This window comes from Caulobacter sp. CCH9-E1 (genome assembly GCF_001556515.1).
GTDB lineage: Bacteria > Pseudomonadota > Alphaproteobacteria > Caulobacterales > Caulobacteraceae > Caulobacter.
Genome location: NZ_LSJA01000155.1, coordinates 1 through 17,704 on the forward strand (window position 1 = coordinate 1; position 17,704 = coordinate 17,704).

Genomic DNA, 17,704 nt, shown 5'->3' on the forward strand with positions numbered 1-17,704 from the left:
CGCCCCACCCGCGCCCCCGGCCGAACCGGCTCCTCCCGCGCCAGCCGCCGAGCCCGCTCCCGCCCCGGAGGCCGCGCCAGCGGCGCCAGCGGCCCTAGCGGCGCCGGCGGCTGACGCGGCCGACGCCTACGATCTCGTCCAGGCGCGAGCGCAGGCCAATTGGGAAAGAGCCCAGGCGCGGGCCCAGGCTGAGTGGGCCAGGACCCAGGCAGAAGCCGCCCGCGTCAACGCCGAGCAGATCCGCCGCCAGGTCGAGGCCCACCGCGACGAGATCGAAGCGGCCGCCCGGGTGGCTAGCGCCCAGGCTCGCGCCCAGGCGCGCGTCTACGCCCAGCAGGTTCGCCTCTCGGCCGAAGAAACCCGGCGCATCAGCGAAGAGGCCCGCAAGGCCGCCGACCGCGCGCAGGCGGTGGCGATGAGACAATCTCGCGCCGACATGGCCAGGGGCGCCGAGCAGATGCGGGCCGGCGCGCGCCAGATGCGCGAGGAAGCCGCCCGCCTTCGGGACCCCGCCTACCGCGCCCAGCAGATCGCCGAGAACCGCGCGCGCGGCCAGACGGTGACGGACGAGGAATTGCAGGACGTCGCTCGGCGCATGCCCGCGCAGGCGGATGAAATGGAGCGCCAGGCGGATCGACTGGAACGGCGGGCCGCGGATCGCTGATCATTGACGCCACTTGCGAGTCATTCGCAAAGAAGCTAAGAGACTATTGTCGCTTCCGCGACCGTAAGCGTCTCACGTCAGGCAACGCATCCCCTCCGGTTCCGGCCGGACAGCCGGAGCTTCTCCGGTGGATGCGAAATGGCCGGACCTCGTCAGTGAGTCTCTCGATGCAATCTCATCCCTCGATCATCACGTTCCAGCGCCTGCCCGCCCGCTACGCGGCCGTCGTCATGCCCCTGGTGCTGTCGGTGATCATGACCTTCGTGGTGTCCGGCATCTCGACCTTACGGTCCGTGGGCCTGTCGCCCGGGCTCGGGGCGACGTGGATGTCGGCCTGGGGCCTGTCGTGGCTGGTGGCTTTTCCCACCCTGCTGCTGGTGCTGCCGCTGGTGCGGCGCATCGTTGGCCTGATCGTGGCCCCGCCGACGCGTTAGGCCATCAGCGCAAACAAGAAGGGCGGCTCGTGAGAGCCGCCCTCGCCATGTCCTAGCTGTCCAGGAAGCTGCGCAGCTTGCGCGACCGCGACGGGTGCTTGAGCTTGCGCAGGGCTTTCGCCTCGATCTGGCGGATGCGTTCGCGGGTCACCGAGAACTGCTGGCCAACTTCTTCCAGCGTGTGGTCGGTGTTCATGCCGATGCCGAAGCGCATGCGCAGCACGCGCTCTTCACGCGGGGTCAGCGAGGCCAGCACGCGGGTGGTGGTTTCCCGCAGGTTGCTCTGGATGGCCGCGTCGATCGGCAGGACGGCGTTCTTGTCCTCGATGAAGTCGCCCAGGTGGCTGTCTTCCTCGTCGCCGATCGGCGTTTCGAGCGAGATCGGCTCCTTGGCGATCTTCAGGACCTTGCGGACCTTTTCCAGCGGCATGGCCAGCTTTTCGGCCAGCTCTTCCGGGGTCGGCTCGCGGCCGATCTCGTGCAGCATCTGGCGGCTGGTGCGGACGATCTTGTTGATCGTCTCGATCATGTGCACCGGGATGCGGATGGTGCGCGCCTGGTCGGCGATCGAGCGGGTGATCGCCTGACGGATCCACCAGGTGGCGTAGGTCGAGAACTTGTAGCCGCGGCGGTACTCGAACTTGTCGACCGCCTTCATCAGGCCGATGTTGCCTTCCTGGATCAGGTCCAGGAACTGCAGGCCGCGGTTGGTGTACTTCTTGGCGATCGAGATCACGAGACGAAGGTTGGCCTCGACCATCTCCTTCTTGGCCTGACGGGCCTCGCGCTCGCCCTTCTGAACGGTCTGGACGATGCGGCGATAGTCGTCGATCGGCACGCCGGTCTCGGTGGCCAGGGCCGCGATCTCCTGGCGGATGTCGCTGATCGAGTTGTTGTCGTTCTCGACGAACTTGGTCCAACGCACGCCCATCGCCTTGACCTGGTCGGTCCAGGTCGGGTTCAGCTCCGAGCCGAAATAGGCCTTCAGGAACTCGGCGCGGCTGATGCCGTAGCTGTCGGCCAGGCGCAGCAGGCGGCCTTCCAGGCCGATCAGGCGCTTGTTGATCGCATAGAGCTGCTCGACCAGCGCCTCGATGCGGTTGTTGTTCAGCTTCAGCGTCTTCAGGTGCTGGATGATCGTCGCCGACAGGCCTTCGTAGGCCTTGCGGTCGGCTTCCGACAGGTCCTCGCCCTTCAGGCGGCTACCGACCAGCTTGTCCTGCAGCTTGCGGAAGCTTTCGAACTCGCTGGCGATGGCGTCCAGAATGGCCATCACGCCTTCGCGCAGCTCGCCTTCCATGGCGCTGACGGTCGGGCCGGCGCCGTCGTCGAAGTCGTCGTCGTCCTCGCCTTCGGCGCCCTCGGCCTTGGCCTCGCCGGCTTCGTCATCGATCGGCTCGGCCGGGCCTTCCTCGTCCTCGGCGGCGGGCGCGGCGGCCACGCCGTTGATCGCGGCGTAGGTGGCTTCCAGGTCGATGACCTCGCGCAGCAGGATGCGGCCCGAGCCCAGCTCCTCGCGCCACACCATGATGGCTTCGAAGGTCAGGGCGGACTCGCAGAGGCCGCGGATCATGGTGTCGCGGCCGGCCTCGATGCGCTTGGCGATGGCGATTTCGCCCTCGCGCGAAAGCAGCTCCACCGAGCCCATCTCGCGCAGGTACATGCGCACCGGATCGTCGGTGCGATCATAGGCGGCCGGCTTGTCGCTGGTGATGACGGCCGTGCCTTCGTCGCGGGTGGCGACTTCGCCGCCCTCGCCGCCCTCGGCGTCTTCTTCGGCCTCGACGACATTGACGCCCATCTCACTGAGCATGGCCAGGGTGTCTTCGATCGCGTCGGGAGACACTTCCTCCGACGGCAGCACCTTGTTCAGCTCGTCCATCGTGACGTAGCCGCGGGCTTTCGCCTGCTTGATGAACTTCTTGACGCCGGCGTCGGTCAGGTCGAGCAGCGGGCCATCACCGCCGGTGGTTTCCGGGGCTTCCGTCTCGGCCGAGGAATTGGTGCTCATCAAGCTCTCCGCAATCGACGTCGCCTCGATCCTGCAAGGCGCGCGCCGAAAAATTCGTTTCGAAAAGGCTTGCCGGCCTCGTCCGCGCTCTTGTTCAGCGCTTACCCAGGGATCACGTTCCCGTCAGGTCGCCATCCTGCGCTCGCCGCCACGTGAGAACGCTCCGCGAGAGACCCGTCGGAGACACAAGGCGATAAGCGCGGTCTGGCGCGTCTCCCGAAGGGGTCAGCGACCGCTGGGGACTTGGGGCGGCGGCGAGGGTGACATCCTGTTTCGATAAGGGCGCGCGCTCCGGCGGCCCGAGCGATGTCAATCAGCTGCGTGGCAAATCCTTGAGTCGGCATGTGGCCGTGGGTGACGCCAGTGTCAAGATGGGACGGCGTCCGGACCGCAAAGATTTGCAGCGCCAGGCCCAAACACCTTGGCGCCAGCTACGGGTCAGGCGACGCGAACCGGCAACCTGGCCTCGACGCCTCCCGGCAGGAAGATCAGTTCCGGCTTGCCGCCGAGGTCGCCCGCCAAGCCGCGCTCGAGGAGCCGCGCGCCGAAGCCGCGATGGGTCGGGGCGCTGACCTCGGGCCCGCCCCGCTCGCGCCAGCGGACCACGGCGTGGCGGTCGTCCTCCAGCGCCCACTCGACGCTGACTCGGCCGCCCGGCGACGACAGGGCGCCGTACTTGGCCGCGTTGGTGCCCAGCTCGTGAGCCGCGAGCGCCAGGGCCAGGGCCGCGCCAGGCTCGACGCGCAGGGAGGGGCCGCTGATCGTGATGCGGTCGGGGTCGCGATCGTCCGAGAACGGCTTCAGGGCCTCGCGCAGGATGTCGTCGATGACCGCGCCCGACCAGTTTTCGCTGGTCAGCACATTATGGGCCGCCGACATCGCCATCAGGCGCTCGACGAACCGGTCGCGGGCCCGCGGCGCCACGTCGTCCGCGCGCAGGGTCTGGCGAGCGATCGACTGGATCGAGGACAGGGTGTTCTTGACCCGGTGGTTCAGCTCGTTGATCAGCAGCTGCTGGTGGGCCTGGGCCGTCTTGATCTCGGTGAGGTCCATGGCCATGCCGACATAGCCCAGGAAGGCGCCGCTGGCGTCGATGCGCGGCTTGGCGTTGACCAGCATCCAGCGCCACCCCTCCGGATAACGCCGGAAGCGCGCCTCGAAACTGTAGGCGTCGGGACCTTTGCGCGCCGCCTCGCGCCGGACCAGGATCTCGGCGACGTCGTCGGGATGGATCAAGGCGATCCAGGCATGGCCCATCAGGGCGCCGCGCTCGACATTGGCCAACTCGGCGAAGGCGGCGTTGACGAACTCGACCTCGCCGGAAGGCTCCGTCATCCAGATCGGCGCGGGCGCGGCGTCGGCCAAGGTGCGAAACAGCGCCTCGCTCTCGCGCAGCTTGTCGGCGGCCGCCTTCTGCTCGGTGATGTCGGTATGGACGCCGACCCACTCGCGGATCTCGCCGGTCTCTTCGAACAGGGGGACGGCGCGGATGCGGCAATCACGCCAGACGCCGTCGCGCCGCCGCACCCGGTGCTCGAACTCGAACGCGCGTTTTTCGGCCACCGCCTGCAGCCAGGCCTTCAGCGTGGGCTGGATATCGTTGGGATGCACGGCCTTGGTCCAGCCAAAGCCCTCGTATTCTTCGCGCGTCTGGCCGGTCAGCGCCGCCCAAGCCGGCTGCTCGCCTTCCATCTGGCCGCGCGCGTTGTTGGTCCACAGCACGCCCTGCACCGCCTCGATCGCCGCTCGGAAGCGCGCCTCGCTGGCGACCACGCGCGTCACCGCCTCCGTGGTCAGGGTGGATTGCAGTCTTTCGAGGTCCGACAAGCTGGTCTCGCAGTGGCTTCCGGCGCGTGGCCAAGAGATCGGCGGTCCGTCCTGGCGCGCCACGCCAGCACACAACTCCCGCGATCGAAAGGCAACCGTGAAGGTTGAAGCCGCTAAACTCTAATGGAGGAGCTGCGCCACCAGGCTGGGGTCTGTCCAGCCGCCGCTGTCGATCAGCCGCTTGACCGCGTCGCGCTCGGTCTTCAGCCGCAGCAGAGTCTGGAAGTCGCTCTCGTCGGCCAGATCCGCCTTGGCGTCGTCCACGGCCCGCTCCAGCGCCGTCAGCCGCAGCAGGAGGTCGAAGGCCTGCGACCATAGCCCCCGGATCGCGTCCTCCGGGCTCTGGGCGGCGCTCTGGGCGGCGTCCAGCGCCTTGACGTGCGCGGCCGAGCGCTCCAGCGCCGCCAGGGTCTGGTCGTCATAGCCGGCCGAGGCCAGCCGCCCGCGCACCATGTTCGCCTCGACGTGGTCGGCGTCCATGCGCAGGTTCACCAGCTCCTGGGCGATGGCGTCCAGCCGCTGGTCGCCGAAGCCCTGGTTCATCAGCACCTCGATCCGGTCGTCGACGACCTTGGGATCGCGGATCGCGGCGATCAGCAGCGCCGCCGAGAACGGGCGCGGCGCTTGCTGCAGGGCCGCGGCGGCCTGGCGCCCCTCGGCGGTGGAGCCTTCCAGCCGACCCTTGCCGCCGCGCCGGGGCGTGTTGTCCCAGCGCGCCCGCGCCATGGTGCGGCCCGCCTCGCTGGGCGTCTGGGCCTGGCGTCGCGCGGCGCGCATCTCGTCCAGGCGGTCGAGCAGCTCTTCCTTGTAGGCGTGGGCCAGGTCCTTGTCGGCGATGGTCGCCGCCAGGGTGCGCAGGCGGACCTTCAGGTTCGTGCGCTGCTCGGGCGTGTCGAAGGGCTCGACCTCCTTCTCGCGCTCGAAGAGGGCCTGGACGAAGGGCTTGGTGTCGGAGAGCTGCGCCTTCAGCGCCGCCGGTCCCTGCTCGCGCAGCACGTCGTCCGGGTCCTTGCCGCCCACCGGCATCGAGAACAGGAACGACCGGCCCGGCTTCAGCAGCGGCAGCGCGCGGTCGATGGCGCGGTCGGCGGCGCGCTTGCCGGCCTTGTCGCCGTCGAAGCAGAGCGTGGGCGTCGGATGCAGGCGCCAGAGCCCCTCCATCTGTTCTTCCGTCAGGGCCGTGCCCATGGCCGCTACGGCCGGAATCCCGGCGCGCTGGCAGGCGATGACGTCCATATAGCCCTCGACCACCACCATCGGCGGCTTCTCGCCGGCGGTCTGGCCGGCGTGCAGGATCTTGCGGGCCTCGAACAGGCCGTACAGCACCCGGCCCTTGTGGAAGAGGCTGGTCTCGGGGCCGTTCAGGTACTTGGCGCGGGCGGCGGGGTCCATGGCCCGGCCGCCGAACGAGACGACCTTTCCCCGGCTGTCGGTGATCGGGAAGATGATCCGGTCGCGGAAGCGGTCATAGGGCTGGCCGCCGTCCTCGGGCGAGATCAGCACCCCGGCGTCCACGAGGTCGCCCGGCTTGGCGCCCTTGGCGATCAGATAGTCCTTCAGCGCCGTGCGGTTGTTGGGCGCGAAGCCGATGCGGAAACGGCTCCATTCCTTCTCGGGCAGGCCGCGCTTTTCCAGATAGGCGCGCGCCGCCTGGCCGCCGGGCCGGCGCAGCTCGCCCTCGAACCAGGCGGCCGCCAGCTCCATCCAGTCGCCGAGGGACGAGCGCTTCTGCTCCTCGCGCGCGGCCCGGGGATCGACGTCGGGCAGGCTCATGCCCGCCTCGGCCGCCAGACGCTCGACCGCCTCGGCGAAGGTCAGCCGCTCGGTCTCCTGCAGGAAGCTGATGATGTCGCCGTGCTTGCCGCTGGAGAAGCAGTGGTAGAAGCCCTTCTCGTCGTTGACGAAGAACGACGGGCTCTTCTCCTTGGTGAACGGCGACAGCCCCGCATACTCGCGCCCCTGCCGCCGCAGCTTCACCGTCTTGCCGACGACGTCGGACGGGCGAAGGCGGGACTTCAGTTCTTCGAGGAAGCGGTCGTCGAAACGCATCGAGGGTTGGATGGCCTAAGAGGCGAGGAATATACCTATGCGGCATAGTATCGGTCCATCCGAGATAACTCCAGAAACCTCCGATCAAACGCCGCCGTAGGAACAGCGCTTCCCGCCCGCCCGTTCTTTCCGATGAGACGCAGTCCTGCACGAGGGACGCGCCCGCTTGTCCAGAACGCCAGGGAGAAGACCCATGCCGCAACGATGGAACGATCGCGAGGGCCGCTTCGACGTCGAGCCCGATTTCGACCAGGACCGAGGCTATGGCTACGACGCCAGCCGCCGCCGCGATCCGGCCTATGACAACAGCTATCGCAGCGAGGGCGGATACCGCACCGACGACGGCTATCGCACCGACAAGCGGCGGGGCGGCGGCCAGTTCCTGCGGGCGGCCCAGCAGGGCGGCGACTTTGGCTACGGCCGGATGAACTCCGGCGCGGACTATGGCGCGGGCGCCGCCGGCTATCGCCAGCCGGGCGACTGGGGCCGCGTCGGCGGCCATGACTTCGGCGGCGCGACCGGCGACTACGGCTCGAGCGGCTATTCCAGCCGCACCGCCGACTATGGCGATGAACGCTATTTCGAGCACCGCGACCAGCGCCGCGAACGCGACCGCTATGACCGCGACGGCGCCTATGGCGACTACAATCCGTATCGCGCGTTCGGCGGCCGCGATCGGTCGCGCCCGCAGGAGGAGGAGCGCACCTGGTTCGACCGGGCCCGCGACGAGGTCTCCTCCTGGATGGGCGACCGCGACGCGTCGCAACGCCGCCAGGCGGACGGCGAGCACCGGGGGCGCGGGCCCAAGGGCTACCGCCGCTCGGACGAGCGCATCCGCGAGGATGTCAGCGACCGCCTGACCGACGACGCCTGGCTGGACGCCCAGGGCGTCGAGGTGATGGTCCAGGATTCCGAGGTCACGCTCACCGGCACGGTCCGCTCGCGGGAGGACAAGAAGCGCGCCGAGGCCATCGCCGAGACGGTGTCGGGCGTCGACCACGTCCAGAACAACCTGCGCGTCGATCGCGGGACCGGGATGACATCGACCGCGACCACCGTTCCGCCGACCGATCCGCTGGGTTGATCAAAGATTCTCCCCCGCGATGCGGGGGAGGTGGCCCAGAGGGCCGGAGGGGGCTAACTCGGCCTGCCTCTAGTTCGCCCCCTCAGTCGCTCCGCGACAGCTCCCCCGCATCGCGGGGGAGCATCGTTTTGATTACGCATCCGCAGCTTCGTTTCACGCCCGAAACGTTAGCCCATATTCCGCCCACGGAGGCCAACTTGGCCTCGACAAGAGGTTATTAACGCCACAAACATCCCGGCTTCTCGTCGCGGGAGCACGCCCGCGCGCCGCATTGGGGTGTTTCGTGAAAGCGCTGTTCTTCTCCGTCTCCGTCCTGTCCCTGGCCGCCACGGCCGCCCTGGCCCAGGTCCCGAGCCCGATCGGCTCCCAGCCGTGGCCGGAGTCGGCCGCCCCGACCGCGCCGATCGCCGCGCCGCAGGACATTCCCTATGCCGGCACGCTGAAGCTGGCCGTCGACGCCACCGACCTGGACCGCAAGATCTGGAACGTCACCACGACCATCCCGGTCAGCAAGGCCGGCGACTTCGTGTTCCTGTATCCGCAGTGGGTCCCGGGCGGCCACTCGCCGCGCAACGACCTCGACAAGCTGGCGGGCCTGGCGGTCACGGCCAATGGCAAGCGCATCCCCTGGACGCGCGACGTCGTCAGCGTCCACGCCTTCCACGTCGACGTGCCGGCCGGGGTCAGCGAGATCCAAGTCAGCTACCAGTTCCTGACCGCCGTCGAGGGCAAGGTCGGCCGCATCGAGGTCACGCCCGAGATGCTGAACCTGCAGTGGTTGCAGGTGACGATGTACCCGGCCGGCTACTACACCCGCCGCATCCCGATCGAGGCCAGCGTCAAGCTGCCGGAGGGCTGGAAGCTGGCCACGGCGCTGGAAACCGCCAAGGTCGAGGGCCAGGTCACCACGTTCAAGCCGACCACGGTCGAGACCCTGGTCGATAGCCCGATCTTCGCCGGCAAGTACTTCAAGTCGATCGACCTCGACCCCACCGGCCCCGCGCCCGTGCGCCTGAACATGGTCGCCGACAGCCCCGAGCTGCTGGAGGCCAAGCCCGAGCATATCCAGATCCACAAGAACCTCGTGCAGCAGGCCTACAAGCTGTACGGCGCGCACCACTACGACCACTACGACTTCCTGGTCGCCCTGTCGGACAAGATCGGCGGCATCGGCCTGGAGCACCACCGCTCGTCGGAAAACCGCGTCACGCCCAAGTACTTCACCGAGTGGGACAAGAGCTTCGTCGGCCGCGACCTGCTGAGCCACGAATACACCCACTCGTGGAACGGCAAGTTCCGGCGCGCCGCCGACCTGTGGACCCCCAATCTGAACGTGCCGATGCGCGACAGCATGATGTGGGTCTATGAGGGCCAGACCCAGTACTGGGGCAATGTGCTGGCCGCCCGCTCGGGGCTTCTGACCAAGCAGCAGGCGCTGGACTCGATCGCCGCCACCGCCGCGACCTACGACAACCGCCGCGGCCGCGACTGGCGTCCCGTGCAGGACACCACCAACGACCCGATCATCGCCAACCGCAAGCCGCTGTCGTGGCTGTCGTGGCAGCGCAGCGAGGACTACTATTCCGAAGGCCTGCTGGTCTGGCTCGACGCCGACACCCTGATCCGCGAGAAGACCGGCGGCAAGAAGTCGCTGGACGACTTCGCCAAGGCCTTCTTCGGCGTCGACAACGGCTCGTACGTGCCGCGCACCTATACGTTCGACGACGTGGTCAGCACGCTGAACGGCGTGGTCGCCCATGACTGGGCCAGCTTCCTGAAGACCCGCATCCAGGAGGTGCAGGAAAAAGGCCCGCTGGATGGCCTGGAGCGCGGCGGCTACAAGCTGGTCTACACCGCCACGCCGACCGAGTTCATGAAGGCCGCCGAGAGCCGCGCCAAGAGCACCGGCCTCAGCTATTCTCTGGGCCTGTCGGTCGGCTCGGACGGCGTGATCAGCGACGTGCAGTGGGGCGGTCCGGCGTTCAAGGCCGGCCTGACCCAGGGCCTCACGGTCGTGGCGGTCAATGGCGAGGCCTTCGACGGCGACAAGCTGAAGGCCGCCGTCACCGCCGCCATGAAGCCCGAGAACCCGCTGGTCGAACTGCTGCTCAAGGACGGCTCGCGCTACAAGAGCGTCAAGATCGACTACCGCGGCGGCCTGCGCTACCCGCGCCTGGAGAAGATCGCCGGCGCGCCCACGCGTCTCGACGACATCCTGACGCCGCGCAAGTAAGCTGCGAGCGCTTCGCAACCTGCGACGAAATGGAGAAGGGCGGGAAGCCGGCGATTATGCCATTTTCCCGCCTGTTCATTCCCTCTGAACGCGTACAAAAGGGCCCGCCACCCCCCTCTCCCAACGGCGGGCCCTTTTTCGCATCTGGCCTCCCCGACAATCGGCGACCTTGGCGCTTGGCGCCGCGAGGGGCTATCTGTGGGTCCTGATGGACCAAGCCCCCGCCATACCGGACACGCCGGAGCTTCAGCGTGTCACCACCCAGTATGTGATCAACGAGGATCGCATCCGCCTGTCCGGCGAGACGGCCAAGGGCGAGACGCTGGTCCTGTGGCTGACCCAGCGCATGTTGCGCATTCTGATCCCCCGCCTCGTCGGCTGGCTGGAGCAGCAAGGCGGAGATGCGCTGCTGCAGGAGTTCGCCCAGCAGGCCGCGGAGGCCGCGCTCGGCGCCGAACCGCCCGTCGCGGCGCAAACCAGCGGCGGTTGCGTAACCAGCATCGACATCGCGACGGGACCGGACGGCGTGGTCCTGGTCTTCAAGCCCGAGGGCGACGCACGGGGCGCAAGCCTGGCCCTGACGACCGACGCCCTGCGGCAATGGCTGGCCATCGTCCGCTCGCAGTACGTGATCGGCGAATGGCCGACGGCGGTCTGGCCCGCCTGGATGGACGAGACCCAACTGGCCCCGCCGCCAGCCGGGGGCTTTGCGCTGCACTAGCCGCCCCCAAGAGGGGCTGTTACGGCCAACTCAGAAAGGGAGGAGGATCGTCCCAGATCACGATATCCGGCCCAATCATCCGGTTCCTTTCCGCCTGTGTTGCAAGGTTCCACCGATCCTTCCGATCAATGGCCATGGGCTCGCTAGATTCCGGCCGAGCGTAGTAGGCGCTAGGAGTGTCTCTCCAACGCCATACCGTAAACCACATAACCTCGTGGGTGAGAGGATCGGCGACTGAAGCCACCCGAGCATTCAACTGGGTAATCAACGGCTCGATCATTTTCGTCTCCTTGAAGGTGGGCAATCCCACTTCGCCGATTTTGCCGTCAGTCAGAGGGCCCTCAGGAGCGCGCTAGCTATTTCCGCCGAGCGGATCATGAGACCGGTACCATTTCCGGCTTGAGTGGTCAGACAACTGCCCCCATAGTGCCGCGCGAAGGCGGCCCGAGAGCCGCCGCGCCATTCGCGTAGCCCCGGGGAAACGTTCAGATGACCACCGCCATCACCCGCCGCCTGTTCGGCGCGAGCCTCGCCGCTCTGTCCGCCGCCGCCATGCCGGCCTTGGCCCAGACCGCCAGCAAGGCCCCGAAGAGCTCGGGCGGCAAGCCGCTCTACAAGGATCCGACCCAGCCGATCGACGCTCGCGTCCAGGACCTGCTCTCGCGCATGACGCTGGAGGAGAAGGCCGCCCAGCTGATCGGCATCTGGCTGACCAAGAACAAGATCCAGACCCCGGAAGGCGAGTTCTCGCCCGAGCAGGCCAGCAAGAACTTCCCCCATGGCCTGGGCCAGATCTCGCGTCCGTCCGACCGCAAGGGCGCCAAGCCTGTATCGGTGATCGGCGCGGCGGCCGGCGCCGACGACGGCGCGATCAACCGCAACGCCAAGGAAACCGCCCGCTACACCAACGCCGCCCAGAAGTGGGCGGTCGAGAAGACGCGGCTGGGCATCCCGATGCTGATGCACGACGAGGCCCTGCACGGCTACGTCGCCCGCGACGCGACCAGCTTCCCGCAGGCCATCGCCCTGGCCTCCACCTTCGACACCGAGCTGACCGAAAAGATCTTCGCCGTCGCCGCCCGCGAGATGCGCGCCCGGGGTTCGAACCTCGCCCTCGCGCCCGTCGTCGACGTGGCCCGCGACCCGCGCTGGGGCCGCATCGAGGAGACCTATGGCGAGGACCCGCACGTCTGCGCCGAGATCGGCCTGGCCGCCATCCGCGGCTTCCAGGGGACGACCCTGCCGCTGGCCAAGGACAAGGTGTTCGTCACCCTCAAGCACATGACCGGCCACGGCCAGCCCGAGAACGGCACCAATGTCGGCCCGGCCCAGATCTCCGAGCGCGTCCTGCGCGAGAACTTCTTCCCGCCGTTCGAACGCGCGGTGAAAGAGCTGCCGGTCCGCGCCGTCATGCCGTCGTACAACGAGATCGACGGCGTGCCCTCGCATGGCAGCCGCTGGCTGCTGACCAAGATCCTGCGCGAGGAGTGGGGCTACAAGGGCTCGGTCCAGAGCGACTACTTCGCCATCAAGGAGATGATCAGCCGTCACAAGCTGACCAACGATCTGGGCGAGACCGCCGTCCGCGCCCTGCACGCCGGCGTCGACGTCGAGCTGCCGGACGGCGAGGCCTACGCCCTGATCCCCGAGCTGGTGAAGGCCGGCCGCATCCCGCAGTTCGAGGTCGACGCGGCCGTGGCCCGCGTCCTGACCATGAAGTTCGAGGGCGGCCTGTTCGAGAACCCCTATTGCGACGAGAAGACCGCCGACGCCAAGACCGCGACGCCGGACGCGATCGCCCTGGCCCGCGAGGCCGCCCGCAAGGCCGTCGTGCTGCTCAAGAACGACAAAGGCGTCCTGCCGCTGGACGGCAAGAAGATCAAGCGCCTGGCCCTCCTGGGCACGCACGCCAAGGACACGCCGATCGGCGGCTACTCGGACGTGCCGCGCCACGTGGTCTCGATCCACGAGGGTCTGGCCGCCGAGGCCAAGGCGCAGGGCTTTGCTCTCGACTACGCCGAGGCCGTGCGCATCACCGAGCAGCGCATCTGGGCCCAAGACCAGGTCAACTTCACCGACCCGGCCGTCAACGCCAAGCTCATCGCCGAAGCCGTCGAGGTCGCCAAGAAGGCCGACGTGGTCGTCATGGTGCTGGGCGACAACGAGCAGACCAGCCGCGAGGCCTGGGCCGACAACCACCTGGGCGACCGCGAGAGCCTGGACCTGATCGGCCAGCAGAACGACCTGGCCAAGGCGATCTTCGACCTGGGCAAGCCGACCGTCGTCTTCCTGCTGAACGGTCGTCCGCTGTCGATCAACCTGCTGGCCGAGCGCGCCGACGCCATCATCGAGGGCTGGTACCTGGGGCAGGAAACCGGCAACGCCGCCGCCGACGTGCTGTTCGGCCGCGCCAATCCGGGCGGCAAGCTGCCGGTCAGCATCGCGCGCAACGTCGGCCAGCTGCCGATCTACTACAACCGCAAGCCGACGGCCCGTCGCGGCTATCTGGGCGGCGACGTCACCCCGCTCTATCCGTTCGGCTTCGGCCTGTCGTACACGACCTTCGACATCTCGGCGCCGCGCCTGGCCAAGGCCAAGATCGGCCAGGGCGAGAGCGTCAAGGTCGAGGTCGACGTGACCAACACCGGCAAGGTGGCGGGCGACGAAGTGGTCCAGCTCTACGTCCACGATGAGACCGCGACGGTCACCCGTCCGGTCCTGGAGCTGAAGCACTTCAAGCGCGTCACCCTGGCCCCTGGCGCCAAGACCACGGTGACCTTCGAGATCAAGCCGTCGGACCTGTGGTTCTGGAACCTCGACATGCAGCGCGTCGTCGAGCCGGGCGACTTCTCGATCCTGGTCGGCCCGAACTCGGTGGACCTGAAGAAGGCCACGCTGACGGTGGCGTGAGGCCGCTTCCAGATGCTCCCCCGCATCGCGGGGGAGCTGTCGCGGAGCGACTGAGGGGGCTAATGCGGCGTTCGCCCAGCTGGCCCCCTCCGGCCCTCTGGGCCACCTCCCCCGCATCGCGGGGAAGGAACTCCCCCTGCCCCCTTAAGTAACAATCTAAAGCCAAGTTTGATCGCGGCGGGGTTCAGTCCCGGAGCTTAAGGGCCCATATCGCGGCCATGTCTGCTTCCGACCGCGCCCAAATCCGCGCCGACGCCGCTCCGTTCACGGACGAAGAGATCGACCTGCTCGTAGAGACCTTCTACGCGCGCATCCGACGCCATCACCGCCTGGGCCCGATCTTCGAGACCGCGATCGGCGAGGACGGCTGGCCCAAGCACCTGGCGACGCTGAAGGATTTCTGGTCGTCCGTGCTGAACACCAGCGGCCGCTACAAGGGCCAGCCGATGGTCGTCCACCACCACGTCGAGGGCCTCACCGAGGGCCTGTTCACGCCGTGGCTGGGCCTCTTTCACCAGACCTGCGCCGACCTGTTCGACGCCCCCCGCGCCGCCGTCATCGGCCAGAAGGCCGAGCGGATCGCCAAGAGCCTGAAACTCGGCCTGTTCTTCAAACCGGAAGCGGTGGCGTGAGCGCGCGCGCGGCGCTGGCCGCCGACGGCTTCGTCCGCTTCGAGGGCCCCGAGACCCTGGCGCTGCTCGGCGCCGAGGCGGCGGCCGGTTGGCAAGCCTTCGCCGACAGCTGGAACGACCTGCCGCTGGACGGCTTCATGGCCGACGGCGGCCGCTATCGCCGGCGCCGGTTCGCGGCCTTCGCGGTCTCGCCCGAAGCCGTCGTCCGCAAGCCGCACCAGCCGCACTGGCAGAGCCGCGACTACAACCCGCTGAACGGCGGCGTGCAGCGCTGGTTCGAGCCGGTCACCGAGGCGATCGCCGACCATCCGGTGACCCAGGGCGTGATCGCGGCGGGCCTGGAGCTCTTCCAGCCCCCGACCCCCGATCCGCCGCAACCCTGGCATGTCGAGCTACACCAGTTCCGCATCGAGGCCCGCGCCGACATGGCCGGCCTGCCGACGCCCGAGGGCGCGCACCGCGATGGCGTCGACTGGGTGATGGTCATGCTGGTCGACCGCCGCAACGTCGACAGCGGCGTCACCGACATCTACGCGCCGGACGGGACGAGCCTGGGCTCCTTCACCCTGACCGCGCCGGGCGACATGGTCTGCGTCGACGACCACCGCGTGCTGCATGGCGTCACCGCGATCCGCCCGCTGGATCCGGCCCTGCCCGCGATCCGCGACGTGTTGGTCGCCACCTTCCGGCGTCCCGATGCGCGAGACGAGCAAGCTCTGCTGTAACGGCGCGGCGACATTCCGACATCTCCTCGACACCCAGGCGGTGGAAAAGCGATCAATCAGGCGCGAGGCCCACCTTCGCGCTTGATATTGCAATTCGTTCTCAAGTAAGGACGAACCTTCATCGCCAAGGTTTCTCGAACGCCCGTGAAGTCCGCCGCCGACCAGCACCGCCGCTCGTTCTGGCTGAAGCAGCTGCACCAGTGGCACTGGATCAGCGCGGCCGTGTCCCTGATCGGCATGCTGCTGTTCGCGATCACCGGCATCACCCTGAACCACGCCGGCCAGATCGAGGCCCAGCCCAAGGTCGTCAGCCGCACGGCGACCCTGCCGCCCGAGCTGATGGCCCTGCTGGCCAAGGGTCCGGAAGAGGGCAAGCGACCCCTGCCCGTCCCGCTGGAGCCCTTCCTCGATAAGGCCGTCGGCGCCGATGTCGCCGGCCGCGAGGGCGAGTGGTCGCCCGAAGAGGTCTATGTCGCCCTGGCCCGTCCCGGCGGCGACGCCTGGCTGTCGATCGACCGCGAGACCGGCGCGATCGAGCACGAGAAAACGACGCGCGGCGTCGTCTCCCTGCTCAACGACCTGCACAAGGGCCGCAACTCCGGCAAGGCCTGGAGCTGGTTCATCGACATCTTCGCCGTGGCCTGCGTGATCTTCACGGTCACCGGCCTGATCCTCTTGCAGTTCCACGCCCGCGCGCGTCCGTTGACCTGGCCCCTGGTCGGCCTGGGCCTGGCCGCGCCGGTCATCCTCGTCATCCTGTTCGTCCACCTTTGAGGCAGACACCGTGAAGTCCAAGCTTTCGCTGCTCACCTTCGCCGGCGCGGCCGCCGCTGGCGCCCCGGCCATGGCCGCCGATCTCAACGTCACCGTGGAGATCCCGCGCCTGTCGGTCGCCGAGTATCACAAGCCCTACGTCGCCATCTGGATCGAGAACCCGGCCGACGCCAGCGCCGCCGGCACCCTGGCCGTCTGGTACGACGCCGACAACCGGGAAGACCACGGCGCCAAGTGGCTGAAGGACATGCGCCAGTGGTGGCGCAAGGCCGGTCGCGAGATGAGCTTCCCGGCTGACGGCGTCAGCGGCGCCACCCGCGCCCCGGGGCCGCAGAAGCTGGTCTTCGCCGGCTCGAAGGGCGCGCTTAAGGCCCTGAAGCCCGGTCAGTACAACCTGGTGGTCGAGGCCGCCCGCGAGGTCGGCGGCCACGAGGCCGTCCGTGTTCCGTTCACCTGGGGCAAGCCCGGCAAGCCGGCTTCGGCCAAGGGCTCGGCCGAGCTGGGCGCCGTCACCGTTTCCGTGAAGTGAGAAAAGCCATGACCTTCAAGAAGCGCCTTCTCGCCGTCGCCGCCGTCGGCGTGGCTCTCGCCCTGCCGATGTCGGCCTCGGCTCACCGGGGCTGGCTGCTGCCGGCCTTCACCACCCTGTCGGGCGACAACGCCTGGGTGACGGTCGACGCGGCCATCTCCAACGAACTCTTCTATCCCGACCACCGGGCGATGCGCACCGACGGCGTCCAGGTGCTGGGTCCGGACGGCGCGGCCGACAAGATCCAGAACGCCTCGACCGGCCAGTACCGCTCGACCTTCGACGTCCAGCTTTCCAAGCCGGGCACCTACAAGATCTTCACGGCCAGCAACGCGGTCATGGCCAGCTGGACCGAGAACGGCGAGGTCAAGCGCTTCCGCGGTTCGGCCGACGACTTCGCCAAGCAGGTCCCGGCCGGCGCCGCCGACCTGAAGACCATCAAGATGGCCAGCCGTAACGAGACCTTCGTCACCCGCGACAAGCCCACGACGGTCGCCCTGGCGCCGACCGGCAAGGGCCTGGAGCTGGTCCCGGTGACCAATCCGACCGACGTCGTCGCCACCGAGCCGGCGACCTTCAAGTTCGTGCTGGACGGCAAGCCCGCCGCCGACCTCGAAGTGACGTTCATCCCCGGCGGCGCCCGCTGGCGCGCCACGCCCGGCGAGATCAAGGTCAAGACCGGCGCCGACGGCGCGGTGAAGTTCACCCTGCCGGAAGCCGGCATGTACTGGGTCAACGCCACGGTCCGCTCGGGCGAGACCGGCCGTGGGCCCGGCGGCCCCGGCATGGGCGGTCCGGGCGGCCCGGGCGCGGCCCCGCAAGGCCCCGCCACGCCGCTCGCCGGCAATGGCATGAGCGCCAGCTACACCGCCGTCATCGAAGCCCAGCGGCCTTAACCCGCAAACAGCCGTGTCATCCCGGGCGGCGTAGCCGACCCGGGACCCAGGGGCCAAGCCCGGTGCGGTCGCCCCTGGGTCCCGGCTCTCCGCTTCGCTACGGCCGGGATGACACGGCTTTTCTGTTTCTGAAAAGCCATGCCCCGCGTCCTTGTCCCCGCCCTGACCACGCCCCCCGCCCGCCCGGTGGGCGGCGCCGTGCGCGCGTTCGGCGG

12 protein-coding genes and 2 pseudogenes are annotated in these 17,704 nt (G+C 68.6%); 11 read left to right on the top strand and 3 right to left on the bottom strand.

The features are described 5' to 3' along the window. Together AX690_RS23275 and AX690_RS10085 are read left to right on the top strand one after the other, a co-directional pair. Positions 1-664, top strand: a pseudogene (locus AX690_RS23275) (peptidase M56); the annotation flags it as partial. 167 nt (positions 665-831) lie between these two features. Next, positions 832-1,098: a DUF2798 domain-containing protein gene (locus AX690_RS10085; protein WP_066686221.1), complete on the top strand. Its 267-nt coding sequence runs from the start codon at positions 832-834 to the stop codon at positions 1,096-1,098. Between the two features lie 52 nt (positions 1,099-1,150). Here AX690_RS10085 and rpoD read toward each other — a convergent pair whose 3' ends face one another. The 3 genes and pseudogenes from rpoD to dnaG all read right to left on the bottom strand — a co-directional run bounded on the left by rpoD (position 1,151) and on the right by dnaG (position 6,985). Next, complete coding sequence (gene rpoD / locus AX690_RS10090; RefSeq protein WP_066686222.1) at positions 1,151-3,109, bottom strand: RNA polymerase sigma factor RpoD; 1,959 nt, start codon at positions 3,107-3,109, stop codon at positions 1,151-1,153. A gap of 438 nt (positions 3,110-3,547) precedes the next feature. Beyond that, positions 3,548-4,900 (bottom strand): annotated as a pseudogene (locus tag AX690_RS10095) (sensor histidine kinase); the annotation flags it as partial. Positions 4,901-5,056: 156 nt separating this feature from the next. Further along, positions 5,057-6,985 carry a DNA primase gene (gene dnaG / locus AX690_RS10100; RefSeq protein WP_066686224.1) on the bottom strand — a complete coding sequence of 643 codons (1,929 nt, stop codon included), beginning with the start codon at positions 6,983-6,985 and terminating at the stop codon, positions 5,057-5,059. Between the two features lie 193 nt (positions 6,986-7,178). Here dnaG and AX690_RS10105 point away from each other — a divergent pair, with 193 nt between their 5' ends. The 9 genes from AX690_RS10105 to AX690_RS10145 all read left to right on the top strand — a co-directional run bounded on the left by AX690_RS10105 (position 7,179) and on the right by AX690_RS10145 (position 17,489). Continuing rightward, positions 7,179-8,069, top strand: coding sequence for a BON domain-containing protein (locus AX690_RS10105; RefSeq protein ID WP_066686227.1), 891 nt, complete (start codon positions 7,179-7,181; stop codon positions 8,067-8,069). A gap of 271 nt (positions 8,070-8,340) precedes the next feature. Then, on the top strand, positions 8,341-10,302 hold the full coding sequence (locus AX690_RS10110) for a M61 family metallopeptidase (protein WP_082769601.1): 1,962 nt from the start codon (positions 8,341-8,343) through the stop codon (positions 10,300-10,302). Positions 10,303-10,510: 208 nt separating this feature from the next. Beyond that, positions 10,511-11,023 (top strand): hypothetical protein, encoded by a 513-nt coding sequence (locus AX690_RS10115; RefSeq protein ID WP_066686245.1) that lies wholly within the window; start codon positions 10,511-10,513, stop codon positions 11,021-11,023. Positions 11,024-11,512: 489 nt separating this feature from the next. Next, on the top strand, positions 11,513-13,933 hold the full coding sequence (locus tag AX690_RS10120; protein ID WP_066686234.1) for a glycoside hydrolase family 3 N-terminal domain-containing protein: 2,421 nt from the start codon (positions 11,513-11,515) through the stop codon (positions 13,931-13,933). Between the two features lie 218 nt (positions 13,934-14,151). Next, complete coding sequence (locus tag AX690_RS10125; RefSeq protein WP_066686235.1) at positions 14,152-14,565, top strand: group III truncated hemoglobin; 414 nt, start codon at positions 14,152-14,154, stop codon at positions 14,563-14,565. Further along, complete coding sequence (locus AX690_RS10130; protein ID WP_066686236.1) at positions 14,562-15,290, top strand: 2OG-Fe dioxygenase family protein; 729 nt, start codon at positions 14,562-14,564, stop codon at positions 15,288-15,290. Before AX690_RS10125 ends, AX690_RS10130 begins: the two co-directional genes overlap by 4 nt. A gap of 144 nt (positions 15,291-15,434) precedes the next feature. Further along, entirely contained in the window at positions 15,435-16,064 is a 630-nt protein-coding gene (locus AX690_RS10135; RefSeq protein ID WP_066686238.1) for a PepSY-associated TM helix domain-containing protein, read from the top strand. A 10-nt stretch (positions 16,065-16,074) separates the two neighbouring features. Next, the gene (locus tag AX690_RS10140; protein ID WP_066686239.1) at positions 16,075-16,593 is read left to right on the top strand and encodes a DUF2271 domain-containing protein; all 519 of its coding nucleotides are present in this window, start codon (positions 16,075-16,077) and stop codon (positions 16,591-16,593) included. Further along, positions 16,590-17,489, top strand: a complete 900-nt coding sequence (locus tag AX690_RS10145; protein WP_082769602.1) for a DUF4198 domain-containing protein — start codon at positions 16,590-16,592, stop codon at positions 17,487-17,489. The genes AX690_RS10140 and AX690_RS10145 overlap by 4 nt, the downstream gene beginning before the upstream one ends. Positions 17,490-17,704: the final 215 nt, after the last annotated feature.